The 19024-nt window shown below is 72.9% G+C and carries 19 protein-coding genes, 1 pseudogene and 1 riboswitch; of the genes and pseudogenes, 8 read left to right on the top strand and 12 right to left on the bottom strand.

The features are described from left to right. Nucleotides 1-82: 82 nt before the first annotated feature. The 4 genes from thiE to ACFZP7_RS10155 all read right to left on the bottom strand — a co-directional run bounded on the left by thiE (nucleotide 83) and on the right by ACFZP7_RS10155 (nucleotide 3040). Nucleotides 83-739, bottom strand: a complete 657-nt coding sequence (thiE, locus tag ACFZP7_RS10140; RefSeq protein ID WP_030971955.1) for a thiamine phosphate synthase — start codon at nucleotides 737-739, stop codon at nucleotides 83-85. A 218-nt stretch (nucleotides 740-957) separates the two neighbouring features. Further along, nucleotides 958-1323, bottom strand: a complete 366-nt coding sequence (locus ACFZP7_RS10145; protein WP_029393876.1) for an Rv2175c family DNA-binding protein — start codon at nucleotides 1321-1323, stop codon at nucleotides 958-960. Nucleotides 1324-1364: 41 nt separating this feature from the next. Then, nucleotides 1365-2657, bottom strand: coding sequence for an NAD(P)/FAD-dependent oxidoreductase (locus tag ACFZP7_RS10150; RefSeq protein ID WP_385634262.1), 1293 nt, complete (start codon nucleotides 2655-2657; stop codon nucleotides 1365-1367). Nucleotides 2658-2689: 32 nt separating this feature from the next. Beyond that, on the bottom strand, nucleotides 2690-3040 hold the full coding sequence (locus ACFZP7_RS10155; protein ID WP_031016980.1) for a hypothetical protein: 351 nt from the start codon (nucleotides 3038-3040) through the stop codon (nucleotides 2690-2692). Nucleotides 3041-3092: 52 nt separating this feature from the next. Then, a riboswitch (TPP riboswitch) is annotated at nucleotides 3093-3204 on the top strand. On the opposite strand from ACFZP7_RS10155, the gene thiO reads away from it, so the two are divergent. From thiO to ACFZP7_RS10180, 5 genes are all read left to right on the top strand, one after another. Next, complete coding sequence (thiO, locus tag ACFZP7_RS10160) at nucleotides 3202-4434, top strand: glycine oxidase ThiO (RefSeq protein WP_385634263.1); 1233 nt, start codon at nucleotides 3202-3204, stop codon at nucleotides 4432-4434. (Overlaps the previous riboswitch by 3 nt.) Further along, complete coding sequence (gene thiS, locus ACFZP7_RS10165; protein ID WP_019327974.1) at nucleotides 4431-4631, top strand: sulfur carrier protein ThiS; 201 nt, start codon at nucleotides 4431-4433, stop codon at nucleotides 4629-4631. The genes thiO and thiS overlap by 4 nt, the downstream gene beginning before the upstream one ends. 2 nt (nucleotides 4632-4633) lie before the next feature. Continuing rightward, complete coding sequence (locus tag ACFZP7_RS10170; RefSeq protein ID WP_019327973.1) at nucleotides 4634-5431, top strand: thiazole synthase; 798 nt, start codon at nucleotides 4634-4636, stop codon at nucleotides 5429-5431. Nucleotides 5432-5790: 359 nt separating this feature from the next. Continuing rightward, nucleotides 5791-7746 (top strand): Stk1 family PASTA domain-containing Ser/Thr kinase, encoded by a 1956-nt coding sequence (pknB, locus tag ACFZP7_RS10175; protein ID WP_385634264.1) that lies wholly within the window; start codon nucleotides 5791-5793, stop codon nucleotides 7744-7746. A 58-nt stretch (nucleotides 7747-7804) separates the two neighbouring features. Beyond that, on the top strand, nucleotides 7805-8707 hold the full coding sequence (locus ACFZP7_RS10180) for a deoxyribonuclease IV (RefSeq protein ID WP_031016966.1): 903 nt from the start codon (nucleotides 7805-7807) through the stop codon (nucleotides 8705-8707). A 19-nt stretch (nucleotides 8708-8726) separates the two neighbouring features. Here the strand turns inward: ACFZP7_RS10180 and ACFZP7_RS10185 are convergent, their stop codons facing one another. Continuing rightward, nucleotides 8727-9374: a sulfite oxidase-like oxidoreductase gene (locus tag ACFZP7_RS10185; protein ID WP_030971937.1), complete on the bottom strand. Its 648-nt coding sequence runs from the start codon at nucleotides 9372-9374 to the stop codon at nucleotides 8727-8729. Between the two features lie 182 nt (nucleotides 9375-9556). On the opposite strand from ACFZP7_RS10185, the gene bfr reads away from it, so the two are divergent. Beyond that, complete coding sequence (bfr, locus tag ACFZP7_RS10190) at nucleotides 9557-10060, top strand: bacterioferritin (protein ID WP_019327969.1); 504 nt, start codon at nucleotides 9557-9559, stop codon at nucleotides 10058-10060. On the opposite strand, the gene ACFZP7_RS10195 is transcribed toward bfr, so the two are convergent. Together ACFZP7_RS10195 and ACFZP7_RS10200 are read right to left on the bottom strand one after the other, a co-directional pair. Next, complete coding sequence (locus ACFZP7_RS10195; RefSeq protein ID WP_030971935.1) at nucleotides 10061-10294, bottom strand: bacterioferritin-associated ferredoxin; 234 nt, start codon at nucleotides 10292-10294, stop codon at nucleotides 10061-10063. It abuts the gene before it with no gap. 164 nt (nucleotides 10295-10458) lie between these two features. Continuing rightward, nucleotides 10459-11811, bottom strand: a complete 1353-nt coding sequence (locus ACFZP7_RS10200; protein ID WP_031016964.1) for a class II 3-deoxy-7-phosphoheptulonate synthase — start codon at nucleotides 11809-11811, stop codon at nucleotides 10459-10461. Nucleotides 11812-11916: 105 nt separating this feature from the next. On the opposite strand from ACFZP7_RS10200, the gene ACFZP7_RS10205 reads away from it, so the two are divergent. Further along, nucleotides 11917-11973, top strand: a complete 57-nt coding sequence (locus ACFZP7_RS10205; protein WP_071528813.1) for a trp operon leader peptide — start codon at nucleotides 11917-11919, stop codon at nucleotides 11971-11973. Nucleotides 11974-12090: 117 nt separating this feature from the next. Further along, on the top strand, nucleotides 12091-13974 hold the full coding sequence (locus ACFZP7_RS10210; protein ID WP_385634265.1) for an anthranilate synthase family protein: 1884 nt from the start codon (nucleotides 12091-12093) through the stop codon (nucleotides 13972-13974). On the opposite strand, the gene ACFZP7_RS10215 is transcribed toward ACFZP7_RS10210, so the two are convergent. The 5 genes and pseudogenes from ACFZP7_RS10215 to ACFZP7_RS10235 form a co-directional block, all read right to left on the bottom strand. After that, nucleotides 13926-14921: a 2-hydroxyacid dehydrogenase gene (locus ACFZP7_RS10215; RefSeq protein ID WP_385634266.1), complete on the bottom strand. Its 996-nt coding sequence runs from the start codon at nucleotides 14919-14921 to the stop codon at nucleotides 13926-13928. The two genes, ACFZP7_RS10210 and ACFZP7_RS10215, sit on opposite strands and share 49 nt — an antisense overlap. A gap of 78 nt (nucleotides 14922-14999) precedes the next feature. After that, nucleotides 15000-16028, bottom strand: coding sequence for a 6-phosphofructokinase (locus tag ACFZP7_RS10220; protein WP_175461446.1), 1029 nt, complete (start codon nucleotides 16026-16028; stop codon nucleotides 15000-15002). A 58-nt stretch (nucleotides 16029-16086) separates the two neighbouring features. Then, on the bottom strand, nucleotides 16087-16764 hold the full coding sequence (locus ACFZP7_RS10225) for a response regulator transcription factor (RefSeq protein WP_030971926.1): 678 nt from the start codon (nucleotides 16762-16764) through the stop codon (nucleotides 16087-16089). Then, nucleotides 16761-17999, bottom strand: a complete 1239-nt coding sequence (gene macS, locus ACFZP7_RS10230; RefSeq protein WP_029393874.1) for a MacS family sensor histidine kinase — start codon at nucleotides 17997-17999, stop codon at nucleotides 16761-16763. Before macS ends, ACFZP7_RS10225 begins: the two co-directional genes overlap by 4 nt. A gap of 46 nt (nucleotides 18000-18045) precedes the next feature. Further along, nucleotides 18046-18857: pseudogene (locus tag ACFZP7_RS10235) on the bottom strand (lysophospholipid acyltransferase family protein). Nucleotides 18858-19024: the final 167 nt, after the last annotated feature.

A 19024-nucleotide genomic window follows, 5' to 3' on the forward strand; every position in this document is an offset into this window, starting at 1 on the left:
TTGTTGTCCACTCCTTGGACACATGCCCGTGGCACCCGCCGCGCCGCGCGCCCCGCCCGCGCGCCGGGCCGCCCGGCCGCGCCTACGCTTCCCGGAGCCGCTTCGCGAACTCCGCCGCGGCCGCGCCCGGGTCGTCGGCCCCGGTGATCGCCCGGACGACGACGACGCGCCGGGCGCCGGCCTCCAGCACCTCGTCGAGGTTGCCGAGGTCGATGCCGCCGATGGCGAACCAGGGGCGGTCGGTCCCCAGGGACGCCGTGTACCGGACCAGGTCGAGGCCGGGCGCGTGCCGGCCGGGCTTGGTGGGGGTCGGCCAGCAGGGGCCGGTGCAGAAGTAGTCCACGCCGTCCTGGACGGCCGCGGCGGCGGCCTCGGACTCGGCGTGCGTGGAGCGGCCGACGAGGACGTCCTCGCCGAGGATCGCGCGGGCGGCGGGCACCGGCAGGTCGCCCTGTCCGAGGTGCAGCACGTCGGCGCGGGCGGCGTGGGCGACGTCGGCCCGGTCGTTGACCGCGAGGAGCTTGCCGTGGCGGGCGCAGGCGTCGGCGAAGACCTCCAGGTGCTCCAGCTCCTCGGCGGCCTCCATGCCCTTGTCGCGCAGCTGCACGACGTCCACGCCGGCGGCCAGCACCGCGTCCAGGAACTCGGGCAGGTCGCCCTGGTCACGGCGGGCGTCCGTGCACAGGTAGAGGCGGGCGTCGGCGAGCCGGGCGCGTGCGGTCGCGGCGGTGTCGGGCATACGGGTGTGTCCCCCCAGGTGTGCGGCGTGGGCCCGCGGTGGGCGCACGCCTCGGCTAACGGGCTGCGGCGCCCCCGCGGCCGTCGGAGGAAGGCCGCGGGAACGCCGCCCAAGGTACGACGCGGTGGACGCACCGCCCGAGGCGGTCCCCCGCGGCCCGGCCCGTCCGCCCCCGAACCGGGGCCGGGGCGAGCCGGGTCAGGTCGGGTCAGGTCAGGTCAGACGGCCAGCGCCTGGGCGCGGCGCTTCACCTCCGTGCCGCGGTTCTCGCTCAGCGCCTGGGCGGGGGTGCCGGGCAGGGACGGGTCGGGCGTGAAGAGCCACTCCAGCATCTCCTCGGCCGTGAAGCCGTCGTCCCTCAGCAGCGTCAGGGTGCCGACCAGGCCCTTGACGACCTTGTCCCCGTCGATGAAGGCCGCCGGGATGTGCAGCGCCCGGTTCTCGCCGCGGCGTACGGCGATGAGCTGGCCTTCCTTGATCAGCTGGCGCACGCGGGTCACCTCGACGCCGAGCATCTCGGCGATGTCGGGAACGGTGAGCCAGGCAGGCACGAGAGCATCGATCTTTGCGTCAATCTCGGTCACGTCTCAAGCCTGCCATCTGCCACTGACAGTCGGAAGCCGGACTAGGCCGTGGCCGACTTCAGCGGCTTCGCCGGGTCGGCCAGCAGCAGCGGGTCCATCGGGGTGCCCGCCTGGATCAGCTTCCTGCCCTGAGCCAGGTCCCGGGGGCGGCCCACGGCCAGCAGGGCCACCAGGCGGCCCTCTCTCAGCCAGCAGACCGTCCACGCGGGACCGGCGGGATCACCGCGCCACAGCGTGGTGTCGGCGGCCGTGTGGTGGCCGGCGTACTGGACGAAGCGGCCGAACTGCTCGGACCAGAAGTACGGCACCGGGTCGTACGTCTCGGGGACCTCGCCGGCGGCGGCGCCGACGATGCCGGCGGCGACCGTGCGCGGCCCCTGGAGGGCGTTGTCCCAGTGGTGCACCAGCAGCCGCTCGCCGTAGCGCCCGGAGGGGAAGGAGGCGCAGTCGCCGACCGCGTAGACGTCCGGGACGGAGCTGCGCAGGCGGTCGTCGGCCACGACCTCGCCGTGCGCGCCGAGGTCGATCCCGGAGCCGGCCAGCCAGGCGGTGGCGGGCCGGGCGCCGATGCCGACGACGACCGCGTCGGCGGGCAGCCGCGAGCCGTCGTCCAGGATCACCCGGCCGGGCTCCCCCGGGCCGTCGCCGGGCTCGACGCGCGTCACGCGCGTGTGCGTGCGCAGCACCGCGCCCGCCTCGGCGTACCACCGCGTCATCGGCGCGGCGACCTCGGCGGGCAGCGCGCCGGCCAGGGGACGGTCGGCGGCCTCCACCACGGTCACCGCGCAGCCCGCCTCCCGGGCGGCGGTGGCGAACTCGGCGCCGATCCAGCCGGCGCCGACGACCACGATGTCGTGCCGGCGGGCGAGCACCGGACGCAGCCGTTCGGCGTCGTCCAGGGTGCGCAGCAGGTGCACGCCGGGCACGTCCTCCGCACCGGGGAGCCGCAGCGGCTCGGCGCCGGTCGCGAGGACGAGGGAGTCGTACGGCACGGGCCCCGCCGACGTGTCGAGGGTGTGCGCGCCGGGCCGGACGCCCAGGGCCTCGCAGCCGAGTCGCAGGGTGATGTCCAGGGCCTCGAAGTCGACGTCGAAGGCGGAGCCCTCGGCGGTGCCGAGCAGGACGGCCTTGGACAGCGGGGGGCGGTCGTAGGGCTGGTGCGGCTCGGCGCCGATCAGCGTGACGGGGCCGGTGAAACCCCGTTCGCGCAGCGCCACCGCGGTCTGCACCCCCGCCATGCCCGCACCGACGACCACGACCCGGTGCCGGGCGTCCGCCTGCCGCTCCCGGGTCTGCTCCGGCGCCTGTTCCCGGTCCCGCGTCTGCTCACTCACCTGATCACCTTAGACACCTGACGGAAAGTCAGTCAGCGCTCGTGCGCCGTGACCTGCTCGACCACACTCGTCCCGCTGCCGCGCTGCGACTCCCACTCCCAGCTCTCCTCCAGGCGCACGCGCCCGTCCGGCAGCTCGACGACGGTCGCCGCGCAGTGCCCCGAGGAGGTGCCGCCGTCGGCCTTGAGCTGCACGTACCGGAAGTCCAGGCGGTCGCCCTCCCGGGTGCCGACCAGGTGGCCGCGGACCACGTCGCCGCCCGCGTACTCGGCCCACACGACGCCGTCCCTCTCGTGGTAGGCGAAGCGCGTGCGGGTGCCGACCTGGCCGGGCGCCTGGTCGGCGACGGGGGCGAGGACGAGACCGTCGAGTGAACGGGCCACGGGCGGAGGCTCCCTTACGAGTGCGAGGTGCTGCGGGCTAGGGTGGCCAACGTAAAGCACTCGCGGGAGCCCGGACGCACCGGGCTGAGAGGGAGGCTGGCGGCCTCCGACCGTACGAACCTGATCCGGGTCATGCCGGCGAAGGGAGGGGCTGGACGCCCATGTCGTCACCACCGCACACCTCGTCCCCCGCACCCGACGTGCTCGTCGTGGGCGGCGGGATCATCGGTCTGGTCACGGCGTGGCGGGCCGCGCAGCGCGGTCTCGCCACGGCCCTCGTGGACCCCGAGCCGGGCGGTGGCGCCGCCCGGGTGGCCGCCGGGATGCTGGCCGCCGTCACGGAACTGCACTACGGCGAGCAGACGCTGCTCGCGCTGAACCTCGCCTCGGCCCGCCGCTACCCGGAGTTCGCCGCCGAGCTGGCGGACGTCACGGGCCACGACCTCGGTTACCGCCGCTGCGGCACCCTCGCCGTCGCGCTGGACGCCGACGACCGCGCCCATCTGCGCGAACTGCACGCGCTCCAGCAGCGTTCGGGGCTGGAGTCCGAGTGGCTGTCGGGTCGTGAGTGCCGGCGCCTGGAGCCGATGCTCGCGCCGGGTGTGCGCGGCGGGCTCCGGGTGGACGGCGACCATCAGATCGACCCCCGGCGCCTGGCCGCGGCGCTGGTGACCGCCTGCGAGCGGGCGGGCGTCGTCGTGCACCGCGCGTGGGCCGACCGGCTCGCCCTCGGGCGGGGCGGCGGGCGGGCCACGGGGGTGGTCACCGCCGACGGCACCCTGCTGGAGGCCGGGCAGGTGGTGCTGGCCTGCGGCAGCCTGAGCGGGCGGCTCGCGGGTGTGCCCGAGGACGTGCTGCCGCCGGTGCGGCCGGTGAAGGGGCAGGTGCTGCGGCTGGCGATGCCGCGGACGCACGGGCCCCTGCTGCACCGGACGGTGCGCGCCGTGGTGCGCGGCAACCCGCTCTACCTGGTGCCCCGGGAGAGCGGTGAGCTGGTCGTCGGCGCCACCAGCGAGGAGCTGGGCTGGGACACGACGGTCACCGCGGGCGGCGTCTACGAGCTGCTGCGCGACGCCCACGAGCTGGTCCCCGGCATCACGGAGCTGCCCCTGACGGAGACCCGGGCGGGTCTGCGCCCCGGCTCCCCGGACAACGCCCCGATGCTCGGCCCGACCGGGCTCGACGGCCTGCTGCTGGCCACGGGGCACTACCGCAACGGCGTCCTGCTCACCCCGGTGACCGGCGACGTCATGGCGCACGCGCTGACCACCGGGGAGCTTCCGGAGGAGGCCCGCCCCTTCGCCCCCGGGCGCTTCACCGCCGCCGCGCACCCCGCGCACTCCGCGCACCCGGAAATCCCGGCACCTTCGGAACTCTCGGAGCAGTCCGCATGAAGATCTCCGTCAACGGCGAGCCGCGCGAGGTGGCCGCCGGCACGGCTCTGGACGCCCTGGTGGGCACGCTCACCTCGGCGCCGTCCGGCGTGGCCGCCGCCCTCAACGAGACCGTCGTCCCGCGCGCGCGGTGGGCCGCCACCGCGCTGGCCGACGGCGACCGCGTCGAAGTCCTCACCGCCGTCCAAGGAGGCTGACCATGGCCGACGATCCCTTCGTCCTCGGCGGTACGTCGTACGGGTCCCGCCTGATCATGGGGACCGGCGGGGCGCCCAGCCTCGACGTCCTGGAGCGTGCGCTGCTGGCCTCCGGCACGGAACTGACGACGGTCGCGATGCGGCGCGTGAACGCCTCGGTGCACGGGTCGGTGCTGTCGGTGCTGGAGAAGCTCGGGGTCCGGGTGCTGCCGAACACGGCGGGCTGCTTCACCGCCGGGGAGGCCGTGCTCACCGCGCGGCTGGCGCGTGAGGCGCTCGGGACCGATCTGGTGAAGCTGGAGGTCATCGCCGACGAGCGCACCCTGCTGCCGGACCCGATCGAGCTGCTGGACGCGGCGGAGACGCTGGTCGACGACGGCTTCACGGTGCTGCCGTACACCAATGACGATCCGGTCCTCGCGCGGAAGCTGGAGGACGTCGGGTGCGCGGCGATCATGCCGCTCGGGTCGCCGATCGGGTCGGGGCTGGGCATCCGCAACCCGCACAACTTCGAGCTGATCGTGGAGCACGCGGGCGTGCCGGTGATCCTGGACGCGGGGGCCGGTACGGCGTCGGACGTGGCGCTGGCGATGGAGCTGGGGTGTGCGGGGGTGATGCTGGCGTCGGCGGTGACGCGGGCGCAGGAGCCGGTGCTGATGGCCGCGGCGATGCGGTCGGCGGTGGAGGCGGGGAGGCTGGCCCGGCTGGCGGGGCGGATTCCGCGGCGGCGGTTCGCCGAGGCGTCGTCTCCTGCGGAGGGCATGGCGGTGTTCGATCCGGAGCGGCCCGCTTTTCGGTGACGCGGCGCTGTCCTGCCGTCCTGGTCTCCCACCCGCGCACCACCCGTTTCCAGTCGGTCGAGAGGTGGGCGTCGCCCGTGGGGGTCGTCCACCGTCGGCGGCCGACCGTCCGTGGGGAGGGCCTGTGCGGCGGGCTGCCGTCCGTAGGGAGGCCGTACGCGGCGGGCTGCCGCCCGTAAGGAGGGCGTCGTCCGTTAGCGGGCGGGTGTAGGCGCGGGGGCGGGTATCGGCTCCGGGGGCGGGGCGTCCGTGGGGGTTCGCGGGTGGTGTGGGTGGGATGCGTCACAGGTCCGCTGCAGTAGTGGGGGCGGGCGTCGGTGGCGGCGTCGGGGGGCCGTGGTGGCTCGTAGACTCGCTGCGTGGACACGACCCTTCAGGACCCCCTCGTCGGGCAGGTGCTCGACGGCCGGTACCGCGTCGAGGCGCGGATCGCGGTCGGCGGGATGGCCACGGTCTACCGGGCCGTGGACACCCGCCTGGACCGCGTGCTCGCGCTGAAGGTGATGCATCCGACGCTCGCGACCGACGCCACCTTCGTGGAGCGGTTCATCCGCGAGGCGAAGTCGGTGGCCCGGCTGGACCATCCGAACGTCGTGCAGGTCTTCGACCAGGGCGCCGAGGGAGCGTACGTCTACCTGGCGATGGAGTACGTCGCCGGCTGCACCCTGCGTGACGTGCTGCGCGAGCGCGGGGCGCTCAGGCCGCGGGCCGCGCTGGACATCCTGGAGCCGGTGCTGGCCGCGCTGGGCGCCGCGCACCGGGCCGGTTTCGTGCACCGCGACATGAAGCCGGAGAACGTGCTGATAGGGGACGACGGCCGGGTCAAGGTCGCCGACTTCGGCCTGGTCCGGGCCGTGGACACGGTCACCAGCACCACCGGCGCCGTCCTCGGCACCGTCTCCTACCTGGCGCCCGAGCAGATCGAGCAGGGCGCCGCCGACCCCCGGGTCGACGTGTACGCGTGCGGCGTCGTGCTCTACGAGATGCTGACCGGCGGCAAGCCGCACGAGGGCGACTCCCCCGCCCAGGTGCTCTACAAGCACCTGCACGAGGACGTGCCGCCGCCGTCGGCCGCCGTGCCGGGGATGGCGTACGAGCTGGACGAGCTGGTCGCCTCGGCGACCGCGCGCACCCCGGAGATCCGGCCGCACGACGCCGTGGCGCTGCTCGCGCTGACCCGTGAGGCCCGGGCCGCGCTCACCGAGGAACAGCTGGACGCGGTGCCGCCGCTTGCGGTCGCCGGGGAGCACGACAACGCGGAGGACCGCACGAGCGTGATCCCCCGCGCCCTCACGATGCCCCGGCCCCTGCCGGTCGACGGGGACGAGGGCGGCGCGGACGGCGGTTTCCCCGCGGACGCCGACGGGGTGCACCGCACCAGCCGGCTGGCGGCTCCCCCGGCGGACCCGCCCGGACCCCGGCGGCCTCGGCTGCGACGGGGGCCGCTGGCGATCGTCGTGGCCGTCCTGCTGGTGCTCGGCCTGGGCACGGGCGTCTGGTACATCAACTCCGGCCAGTTCACCAAGGTGCCGGCGCTGCTCTCCAAGACGGAGGCGCAGGCCAGGGACCGGCTGGAGGAAGCGGGTCTGGACGTCGGCAAGGTCGAGCACGCCTACAGCGACACCGTGGAGCGGGGCAAGGTCATCAGCACCGATCCGGGCGTCGGCGAGCGCATCCGCAAGAACGACTCGGTGGCGCTCACCGTCTCCGACGGTCCCGACACCGTGAAGCTGCCGGACGTGGCGGGCTACCGGCTCGACCGGGCGCGGACCGTGCTGAAGGACGAGGGGCTGGAGCCGGGCATGGTGACCCGGGCGTTCAGCGAGGAGGTCCCGAAGGGCTTCGTGGTCTCCACCGAGCCGAAGACGGGCACCACGGTGCGCGCGGGCTCCGCGGTCGCGCTGGTCGTCAGCAAGGGCAGCCCGATCGACGTCCCGGACGTCACCGGCGACGACCTCGCCGACGCGCGGGCCGAGCTGACCGAGGCCGGGCTGAAGGTGAAGGTCGCCGAGGAGCAGGTGAACTCGGAGTACGACAAGGGGCAGGTCGCCCGCCAGACGCCGGGCTCCGGCAGCCGGGCCGCCGAGGGTGACACGGTGACCCTCACGGTCTCCAAGGGCCCCGAGATGATCGAGGTCCCGGACGTGGTCGGCGACAGCGTGGACGACGCCAAGCGGACGCTCGAGGACGCGGGTTTCGACGTGAAGGAGGACCGCGGTCTGCTCGGGCTGTTCGGCGACACCGTGAAGGAGCAGTCGGTGGAGGGCGGGGACACGGCGCCCAAGGGCTCCACCATCAAGATCACCATCAGGTGAGCACGGGGTGACCGCTCTCACGGTCCGCGGGCGTGATCCCGCATGACACCCTGAACGGGTGAACAGTGAACGGTCCGCCTCCACCCCCTCCCCGGCCCCCGCGCTCCCCCGCAACCCCGTCGGCGGCCATGTCCCCGTGGCCGGCGGCCTGCACTCCGTGGGCCTGTCCTACGCCCGGGACCTGAAGGCGGAGGCCGTGCAGGTCTTCGTCGCCAACCCGCGCGGCTGGGCCACGCCGGCCGGCAACCCGAAGCAGGACGAGGCGTTCCGGGAGGCGTGCGCGGCCGGGTCTCTCCCGGCGTACGTGCACGCTCCGTATCTGATCAACTTCGGTTCGCACACCGAGGCGACGGTGGAGCGGTCGGTCGAGTCGCTGCGGCACTCGTTGCGGCGCGGGCGGGCGATCGGGGCGCTCGGCGTGGTCGTGCACACCGGCAGCGCGACCGGTGGACGGGACCGTGCGGTGGCGCTGAAGCAGGTACGGGAGCACATGCTGCCGCTGCTGGACGAGCTGACCCACGACGACGACCCGTACCTGCTGCTGGAGTCGACGGCCGGGCAGGGCGCCTCGCTGTGCTCGCGGACCTGGGACTTCGGGCCGTACTTCGAGGCGCTGGACGCCCACCCGAAGCTGGGCGTCTGCCTGGACACCTGCCACATCTTCGCGGCCGGCCACGATCTGACCGGGCCCTCGGGCATGCACCGGACGCTGGACCTGCTGGTGGACACGGTCGGCGAGGGCCGGCTGAAGCTGATCCACGCCAACGACTCCAAGGACGTGGCCGGCGCGCACAAGGACCGGCACGAGAACATCGGCGCCGGGCACATCGGCGAGGACCCGTTCCGCGCGCTGATGACCCACCCGGCGACCGAGGGAGTGCCGCTGGTCATCGAGACGCCGGGCGGCAAGGAGGGCCACGCGGCGGACGTGGAGCGGCTCAAGAAGCTGCGCGACGGCTGATCGCGGCGGGCTCCCCGGGTCAGAGCTCGGGGCCGTCCCCGGGCTCCTCCTGGTAGGAGTAGCGCTGTTCCTTCCAGGGGTCGCCGATGTTGTGGTAGCCGCGCTCCTCCCAGAAGCCGCGGCGGTCGGCGGTCATGTACTCGATGCCGCGGACCCACTTCGGGCCCTTCCACGCGTACAGATGCGGCACGACCAGCCGCAGCGGGAAGCCGTGCTCGGCGGTGAGCAGCTCACCGTCCTTGTGGGTGGCGAAGAGGGTGCGCTCCGCGGCGAAGTCGGACAGCCGGAGGTTGGAGCTGAAGCCGTACTCGGCCCACACCATCACATGGGTGACGGCCGGCGCGGGCGGGGCCAGCTCCAGGACGGTGGCGGCCGGGACGCCGCCCCACTCGGAGCCGAGCATGCTGAACTTGGTGACGCAGTGCAGGTCGGCGACGACCGTGGTGTACGGCAGGGCGGTGAATTCGTCGTGGGTCCAGCCGCGCTTCTCACCGTCGGCGGTGGCGCCGAAGACCCGGAACTCCCAGCGCTCGGGCCGGAACTTGGGGACCGGCCCGTAGTGCGTGACCGGCCAGCCGCGCTGCAGTCGCTGCCCCGGCGGGAGCTCGAACCGCGACGCTCCTTCCGAACCGCCTTCTCCCGATTCGTGTCCCACCGGCTGACCCATGCCTCCATCCTGACAGACCCGGACCGATGCCCCGGACCCGCCCCACTTACATTCGGGCAATCAGTATCAAAAAGGACTAAGCCTGTACTTACTTACTAAGTCTAGACTTACTGGACGATCTTGGAAGCCGGTGCAATCATGCGGCGCAACACGCCAGTTCCCGTTCGAAGGAGCGTCAAGCGATGCAGGGCGACCCCGAGGTCATCGAGTTCCTCAATGAGCAGCTGACCGCCGAGCTCACGGCGATCAACCAGTACTTCCTGCACGCCAAGCTGCAGGACCACAAGGGCTGGACCAAGCTCGCGAAGTACACGCGCGCGGAGTCCTTCGACGAGATGCGCCACGCCGAGGTGCTCACCGACCGCATCCTGCTCCTGGACGGCCTGCCGAACTACCAGCGGCTCTTCCACGTGCGGGTCGGCCAGAGCGTGACCGAGATGTTCCAGGCCGACCGGGAGATCGAGGTCGAGGCCATCGACCGGCTGCGCCGGGGCGTCGAGGTGATGCGGGCCAAGAACGACATCACGTCGGCCAACGTCTTCGAGGCGATCCTCGCGGACGAGGAGCACCACATCGACTACCTGGACACCCAGCTTGAGCTGATCGAGAAGCTGGGCGAGTCGCTGTACCTGTCCACGGTGATCGAGCAGTCCCAGCCGGACGCGTCCGGCCCCGGCTCGCTGTAGTCAGGCGGCTTCGGGAAGCTCCGAGAGGACCGGCTCGCCCTGGTCGGCGAGCTGTCGGCGGGGGCAGGCGCCCCGGCCCAGCAGGGCCTGGATGCGCCGCACGCAGCCGCCGCAGTCGGTGCCCGCCTTGCAGGCGGAGGCGATCTGCCGGGGCGTGCAGGCCCCGGCCGCCGCGTGGCTCTTCACCTGTTCCTCGGTGACACCGAAGCAGCTGCAGACGAACACGCGGTTCACCTCCCGGGCGGGGTACAAGGTCGTGCCGTACCGACGACCGGAGGGCCCGACTGATCGGTGAGGCAAACCTAACCTTACCCATCGTCCCGGGCCGGCAAAAGTGAAGGGGGCGCGGATCGTGTGTGACCCGCGCCCCATTCACCGGCCCCGGCGGGGGCCGGCCGTCACTGGTCCCGGTACATCTCCGCCACCAGGAACGCCAGGTCGAGCGACTGGCTGCGGTTGAGCCGCGGGTCGCAGGCCGTCTCGTAGCGCTGGTGCAGGTCGTCGACGAAGATCTCGTCGCCGCCGCCCACGCACTCGGTGACGTCGTCGCCGGTCAGCTCCACGTGGATGCCGCCCGGGTGGGTGCCGAGCGCCTTGTGGACCTCGAAGAAGCCCTTGACCTCGTCGAGCACGTCGTCGAAGCGGCGGGTCTTGTGCCCGGAGGCCGCCTCGTAGGTGTTGCCGTGCATCGGGTCGGTGATCCAGGCGACGGTGGCGCCGGAGGCGGTGACCTTCTCGACCAGCTCGGGGAGCTTGTCGCGGATCTTGTCCGCGCCCATGCGGACGATGAAGGTCAGCCGGCCCGGCTCGCGCTCCGGGTCCAGGCGCTCGATGTACTGCAGCGCCTCCTCGGCCGTGGTCGTCGGGCCGAGCTTGATGCCGATCGGGTTGCGGATGCGCGAGGCGAACTCGATGTGCGCGTGGTCCAGCTGCCGGGTGCGCTCACCGATCCACACCATGTGCGCCGAGACGTCGTACAGCTGTCCCGTGCGCGAGTCCACGCGGGTCAGCGCCGACTCGTAGTCGAGCAGCAGCGCCTCGTGCGAGGAGAAGAACTCGACGGTCTTGAACTCCTCCGGGTCGGTGCCGCAGGCCCGCATGAAGTTCAGCGCGTTGTCGATCTCCCGGGCGAGCTGCTCGTAGCGCTGGCCGGACGGGGAGGACTTCACGAAGTCCTGGTTCCAGGCGTGCACCTGGCGCAGGTCCGCGTAGCCGCCGGTGGTGAAGGCGCGCACCAGGTTCAGCGTGGAGGCCGAGGCGTGGTACATGCGCTTGAGCCGCTCGGGGTCCGGGATCCGGGCCTCTTCGGTGAAGTCGAAGCCGTTGACCGAGTCGCCCCGGTACGTCGGCAGGGTCACGCCGTCGCGGGTCTCGGTGGGCTTGGAGCGCGGCTTGGAGTACTGGCCGGCGATCCGGCCCACCTTCACCACGGGCACGGACGCGGCGTAGGTGAGGACGGCGCCCATCTGGAGCAGCGTCTTGAGCTTGTTGCGGATGTGGTCCGCGGACACCGCGTCGAAGGCCTCGGCGCAGTCGCCGCCCTGGAGGAGGAACGCCTCTCCCTTGGCGACGGCCGCCATCCGGGCGCGCAGCTGGTCGCACTCGCCCGCGAAGACGAGCGGCGGATACGACTCGAGGTCCGCGATCACTGCGCGCAGAGCCTCGGTGTCGGGGTACTCGGGCTGCTGCGCCGCGGGCAGGTCTCGCCAGGTGTTGCCAGCGCTCGGGCTGGTCTTAGCGTTCACGGTCACGGCCTCAACATTACGGGGTCGCCACCGGGCCCCCGCCCCGTGCCCAGGTAATGAGACGCACCGAATGCTCCGTGGACGCCCCCGGTGTGGGGTACGCTGCGCCGTATGTTCGCGCACTCGACCCAGAACTGGTGGTGGACCGCTCATCCGGCGGCCCACTGACTGCGCGTACGCAAGACTTCGCGAAGGCCGCCCGAGGGGCGGCCTTCGGTGTTTCCGCGACCGGGTCCGTTCCTCCCACCGAGGGTCTCGACGAGACCGAGAGAGGGACACCGACCCATGACAGCGCTCGACGGCCTCCTGGCCGACCCCCGCCCGTTCGCCCTGCTGCGCCGCCGCACCCCGGGCCGCGACCACGACACCGTGGAACTGCTGCTCGGCCCGGTGGCGGAGCGGGACCGGCTCGCCGACCTGCCCGCCGAGGGGCTGGCGCTCGTCCCCTTCCGGCAGATCCGGGAACGCGGCTTCGACGTCCGCGACGACGGCACGCCCCTGCTGGTGCTGACCCCCGAGGAACGGTACGAGATCCCGCTCGCCGACGCGCTCGCCGCCCTGCCCGCGCACGACGTCCGGGTCGAGGGCGGTGGCTTCGACGTCGGCGACGAGGAGTACGCGCGGATCGTCGGACGGGTGCTGGAGGAGGAGATCGGGGCGGGCGAGGGCGCCAACTTCGTGATCCGGCGGACGTACGAGGGCCGGATCGACGGGTTCGGGCGGGCGGACGCGCTGGCGCTGTTCCGGCGGCTGCTGGAGGGCGAGCGGGGCGCGTACTGGACGTTCGTCGTCCACACCGGGGACCGCACGCTGGTCGGGGCGAGCCCCGAGGTGCACGTGCGGATGTCCGGGGGCACGGTCGTCATGAACCCGATCAGCGGGACGTACCGCTATCCCGCCGAGGGGCCGACCCCCGAGCACCTGCTCGACTTCCTCGCCGACGGCAAGGAGATCGAGGAGCTGTCGATGGTGGTCGACGAGGAACTGAAGATGATGTGCACCGTCGGCGACATGGGCGGCGTCGTCGTCGGGCCGCGGCTCAAGGAGATGGCGCACCTCGCGCACACCGAGTACGAGCTGCGCGGCCGTTCCTCGCTGGACGCGCGCGAGGTGCTGAAGGAGACGATGTTCGCGGCGACGGTCACCGGGTCGCCGGTGCAGAACGCCTGCCGGGTCATCGAGCGGCACGAGACCGGCGGACGCGGCTACTACGCGGGCGCGCTGGCGCTGCTCGGCCGGGACGCGGGCGGCGCCCAGACCCTCGACTCCCCCATCCTGATCCGTACCGCCGACATCGACGCCGACGGCGGGCTGCGGGTGCCGGTCGGCGCCACCCTGGTGCGGGGCTCGGACCCGGCGGGCGAGGTCGCCGAGACCCATGCCAAGGCGGCCGGGGTGCTGGCCGCGCTGGGCGTGCGCCCGTCCCGGCCGGGTGCGGAGGCGGGGCGGCCGAAGCTGGCCGGCGACCCCCGGGTGCGCGCGGCGCTGGACGGGCGCCGGGCGTCGCTGGCGCCGTTCTGGCTGCGGATGCAGGAGCCGTCGGACGCGCTGGAGGGCCACGCCCTGGTCGTCGACGCGGAGGACACCTTCACGGCGATGCTCGCGCACGTGCTGCGTTCCTCGGGGCTCGCGGTGAGCGTGCGGCGGTACGACGAGGAGGGGCTGCGCGAGGCGGTGCTCGGGCACGCGGGGCCGGTGGTGCTGGGTCCCGGACCCGGTGATCCGTCCGACCCCGCCGATCCGAAGATGCGCTTCCTGCGCGCGCTGACCGCCGACGTCCTCGGGGAGCGGCGGCACGGCGTCCTCGGGGTCTGCCTCGGGCACGAGCTGATCGCCGCGGAGCTGGGGCTGGACATCGTCCGCAAGGAGGTGCCGTACCAGGGGGCGCAGACGGAGATCGACCTGTTCGGGCGGCGGGAGACGGTGGGCTTCTACAACAGCTTCACCGCGCGCTGCGACGACGAGAGCGCCGCGGAGCTGGCCGCGCACGGCGTGGAGGTGAGCCGGGCGGCCGGCGGCGAGGTGCACGCGCTGCGCGGTCCGGGCTTCGCGGGCGTCCAGTTCCACCCGGAGTCCGTGCTGACGCTGAACGGCGCCGCCGTCGTGCGGGAGCTGGTCGGTCAGCTGCGGGGCACGAGCACGTTCTCCGAGCGGCGGCCCTCCCGGTAGTCCAGGACGTTCTTCACCGTGGCGTCGACGATCTGACCGACGGCGTCCTCGGTGTAGTACGCCTGGTGCGAGGTGACCAGGACGTTCGGGAAGGTGACGAGGCGGGCCAGGGTGTCGTCGGCGATGGCCTCCAGGGACTTGTCGAGGAAGAACAGGCCCGCCTCCGCCTCGTAGACGTCCAGGCCGACGCCGGTGAAGCGGCCCGCGCGCAACTCGGTGACCAGGGCGGCGGTGTCGATCAGGCCGCCCCGGCTGGAGTTGACCAGGATGGCGTCGTCCCGCATCGCCTTCAGGGCGGGCGCGTCGATCAGGTGCTGGGTGGCGGGCATCAGCGGCAGGTGCAGGGAGACCAGGTCGGAGCGGGCGAGCAGCTCGTCCTTGGGGACGTAGCGCATGCCCAGCTCCATGCAGGCGGGGTTCTCGGCGACGTCCCAGCCCAGCAGTCGCATGCCGAAGCCGTGGGCGATGCGGGCGAACGCCTCGCCGATCTTGCCGGTGCCGAGGACGCCCGCGGTGCGGCCGTGCATGTCCCGGCCCATCAGGCCGTGCAGGCGGAAGTCGAAGTCCCGGGTGCGGGTGGAGGCGCGCACGATCCGCCGGTTGACCGCCATGGCGAGGGCCCAGGCGAACTCGGCGACCGAGTACGGGGAGTAGTACGACACCCGGGCGACGGTCACCCCGAGTCGCTCGGCCGTGTCGAGGTCGATGTTGTTGAAGCCGGTGGAGCGCTGGGCGACCATCCGGGTGCCGCCGGCCGCGAGGATCTCCAGGACGGCCGCGCCGAGGTCGGCGTTGACGGAGGTGGAGACGATCTCGTGGCCGGCCGCGATGGGGGCGGTGTCCTCGTTGAGGAAGACGTCCAGGCAGCGGATCTCGTCGTGGCCGTGGAAGGCCCGCTCGATCAGGGGCCGCTCGTCGGCCTGGACGCCGAAGGCCAGGATCTCCATGACCGCTCCCGTTCTGCCGCGCTCGGGCTTGTGCCGCACTCCGGGCCGAATATACGGCGCGGGGCGCGCGGCCGCCGGTCAGCCGAAGAAGACCCCGACCTCCTCGTACAGCTTCGGGTCGACCGTCTTCAGCCGGGCCGTGGCCTCGGCGATGGGGACGCGGACGATGTCCGTGCCGCGCAGGGCGACCATCTTGCCGAAGTCGCCGTCGCGCACGCAGTCGACGGCGTGCAGTCCGAACCGGGTGGCAAGCCAGCGGTCGAAGGCGCTGGGCGTGCCGCCGCGCTGGACATGGCCGAGGACCGTGGTCCTGGCCTCCTTCCCGGTGCGCTTCTCGATCTCCTTCGCCAGCCACTCCCCCACGCCGGACAGCCGGACGTGCCCGTAGGAGTCCAGCGTCTCGTCCTTGAGCACCATGTCGCCGTCGCGCGGCATCGCCCCCTCGGCGACGACCACGATCGGCGCGTACGACGCCCGGAACCGGGAGGTCACCCAGGCGCACACCTGCTCGGTGTCGAAGCGCTGCTCGGGGATGAGGATGACGTTGGCGCCGCCGGCCAGGCCCGAGTGCAGGGCGATCCATCCGGCGTGCCGGCCCATGACCTCCACGACCAGCACCCGCATGTGGGACTCGGCGGTGGTGTGCAGCCGGTCGATGGCCTCGGTGGCGATGGAGACGGCCGTGTCGAAGCCGAAGGTGTAGTCGGTGGCGGACAGGTCGTTGTCGATGGTCTTGGGGACGCCGACGCAGGGCACGCCGTACTCGTCGGCGAGGCGGGTGGCGACACCGAGGGTGTCCTCGCCGCCGATGGTGATGAGGGCCTCGACGCCGAGCTTCGCCAGGTTCTCCTTGATGCGCCGGATGCCGTGCTCGTGCTGGAGCGGGTTGGTGCGCGAGGAGCCGAGGACGGTGCCGCCGCGGGGCAGGATGCCGCGGACGGCCGGGATGTCGAGCGGGACGGTGTCGCCCTCCAGGGGGCCGCGCCAGCCGTCCCGGAAGCCGACGAATCCGTAGCCGTACTCCTGGACGCCCTTGCGGACGACGGCCCGGATGACGGCGTTGAGCCCGGGACAGTCACCGCCTCCGGTCAGTATTCCGACCTTCATCGCGCAACTCCCTTGCCACAGCGGGTGGTTCAGGCCACCGCCACTGTCCCGCGCGGGGTCACGCGTCGTCCAGACCCCGTTCTATCGCGTACCGCACCAGTTCCACGCGGTTGTGGAGCTGGAGCTTGCCGAGGGTGTTCTGGACGTGGTTCTGCACGGTGCGGTGGGAGATGACGAGGCGTTCGGCGATCTGCTTGTAGCTCAGGCCCTTGGCGACCAGGCGCAGCACCTCGGTCTCGCGGTCGGTGAGCCGGGGCGCCCCGGGGTCGCCGGTCTCCGCCGCGGGCGCCGGCTCGGAGGCGAGGCGCCGGTACTCGCCGAGGACGAGTCCGGCCAGTCCGGGGGTGAACACCGGGTCGCCGGCGGCCGTGCGGCGCACCGCGTCCTGCAGTTCCTCGGTGGAGGCCGACTTCAGCAGGTAGCCGGTCGCGCCGGACTTCACGGCCTCCAGGACGTCGGCGTGCTCGCCGCTCGCGGAGAGCACGAGGACGCGCAGCTTCGGATCGGCGCCGACGACCTCCTTGCAGACCTGCACCCCGGGCTTACCGGGCAGATTGAGGTCGAGGACGAGGACGTCGGGGGCGGCGGCGCGGGCGCGGCGCACGGCCTGGTCGCCGTCGCCGGCGGTGGCGACCACGTCGAAGCCGGATTCGGCGAGGTCCCGGGCGACGGCGTCGCGCCACATGGGGTGGTCGTCGACCACCATGACCCTGATCGGTTCCTGTCGTTCGGTCATCGGTCCGCTGCCTTCCCCCGTGCGGTGGTACTGCCGGTCTTCTTCGGTGCCTTCAGTTCGACCTCCGTGCCCTGCCCGGGCACCGAGATCAGTTCGGCCGTGCCGCCGAGGTCGCGCAGCCGGCCCCGGATCGACAGGGCGACGCCGAGCCGCCCCTCTCCCTCGGCCTCGGCGAGCCGTCCCTCGGGGATGCCGGGCCCCTCGTCGCGGACGGTCACGATCACCTCGTCGGGCTCGTCCTCGACGAGGATCCAGGCGCGCGCGTCGGCTCCGACGTGCTTGCGCACATTGTCCAGGGCGGCCCCCACCGCGGCCGCCAGCTCCCGGGCCGCGGCCGGCGCCAGCAGCACCGGGGCGCCCGGTTCGGCGAGGTTCACCAGGGAACCGGCGTACGGGGCGAGCAGGGCCCGCAGGTCGACCGGCCCGTCGGTGTCCGTGGCCTCCGGTTCGTCCACCGCGCGGACCAGCGCGCCCTCGGCGGCGTCCTCCGACACACGGGAGACGGGCACCAGGCCGCCGGAGACCAGGGTGCGCAGGGCGACCTCCTGCTCGCCGGCCAGCCGGCCCAGCTCGGCCGCCTCGCCGCCGATCACGGCGCCGCGCCGCTGCACCATGGCGAGCACCTGCAGCACGCTGTCGTGGATGTCCCGGGCCAGTCGCTCCCGCTCCCGGGTCGCCGCCTCGATCTCCAGGGCGCGGGCGAGGGTGCGTTCGGAGGCCCGGGCGACCTCGACGACGTAGCCGATGGCGATGGAGGCGACCCAGACCAGGATGACGTTGTGGACGGTGTCGCGGGCGGGGTGGCCGCGCTCGATCAGGTTGGCGACGGCGACGAGGGTGGAGGCGACGGCGGCCCAGCGCCAGCCGCCCTTGATCGCGAAGGCCAGGACGGAGCCGGCCGTCCATATCGACGGCAGGGTCGGACCGCCGTCCATGACCCGCTCGGGCGCGTCGGCGAGCGGCGTGATCAGGACGCCGGTGAGGGCGACGGTGAGGTCGGCGGCGAGGAACCGCTTGGTGCAGCTCGCCGCGCCGGAGACCTTGGGCAGGGTCGCCAGGGTCCAGACGAAGAGGACGGCGTAGTAGGCGACGGCCAGCCAGGGGCGGACGAAGCCGGACCAGGCGGTGATGAAGAAGCCGATCGCGTACAGCATGGTGAGCACGCGGTAGCCGGCGAGCGCGCGCCACAGCGGCTGCTCGACCGACATCCTCATGACTCTCTCGCGCCTGGCCATGTCCCCCCGTCCCCGGCCCGTCCGTCCCTGTCCCCGGCCGGGAGCGCTATCGGCCGTCGGGCCGCTCGGCGGACCGGTCCCGCTCCGCCCGCTCCTCGGCGGCCTGTTCCTTCTCCTTGGCGGCCTGTTCCCTCTCCGCCTGGGCGAGCGCGGCCTTCGCGGCCTTGCCCGCCTCCTTCTCGGCCTTCGCCGCCTCCGCGATCTGCCGCTTCATGGCGGTCGCGTACATGTCGACGTACTCCTGGCCGGAGAGCTTCATGATTTCGTACATGACCTCGTCGGTCACCGCGCGCAGCACGAAGCGGTCGTGCTCCATGCCCTGGTAGCGGGTGAAGTCCAGGGTTCACCGATGCGGATGCCGGGCCGCATCAGCTTCGGCATCACCTTGCCGGGCGGCTGGATCTTCTCGGTGTCGATCATGGCGACCGGGATGACGGGCGCGCCGGTGGCGAGCGCCACCCGCGCGAGGCCGCCGGGCTTGCCGCGGTAGAGCCGGCCGTCCGGGGAGCGGGTGCCCTCGGGGTAGATGCCGAACAGCTCACCGCGCTCCAGGACCTCTATGCCGCTCTTGATGGCGGCCTCGCCCGCGCCCCGCGCGCCGGAGCGGTCCACGGGGAGCTGGCCGACGCCCTTGAAGAACGCGGCGGTCAGCCGGCCCTTGACCCCGGGGGTGTTGAAATACTCGGCCTTGGCGATGAAGGTCACCTTGCGGTCGAGGACGGCGGGCAGGAAGAACGAGTCGGAGAACGACAGGTGGTTGCTCGCCAGAATCGCCGGGCCCTCGGCCGGGATGTGCTCCAGGCCCTCCACCCAGGGGCGGAAGGCAAGCTTCAGCGAACCCCCGACGGTGACCTTCATCGCGCCGTACAACAACCGAGTGCCTCCTGTGTCCGTGGTCAGACCTTAACCCGGGGCACCGTCAATGGCCCCGACGGCCCTGGTCGGTGTCAGTGCGGTCGCGTACGGTGAAGTACCCGCAAGTACCGCACCCGACGTGCCGGCTGTGCCGGCCCCCTGACGACAGG

This window comes from Streptomyces sp. SudanB5_2050 (genome assembly GCF_964272335.1).
GTDB classification, from domain to species: domain Bacteria; phylum Actinomycetota; class Actinomycetes; order Streptomycetales; family Streptomycetaceae; genus Streptomyces; species Streptomyces rochei.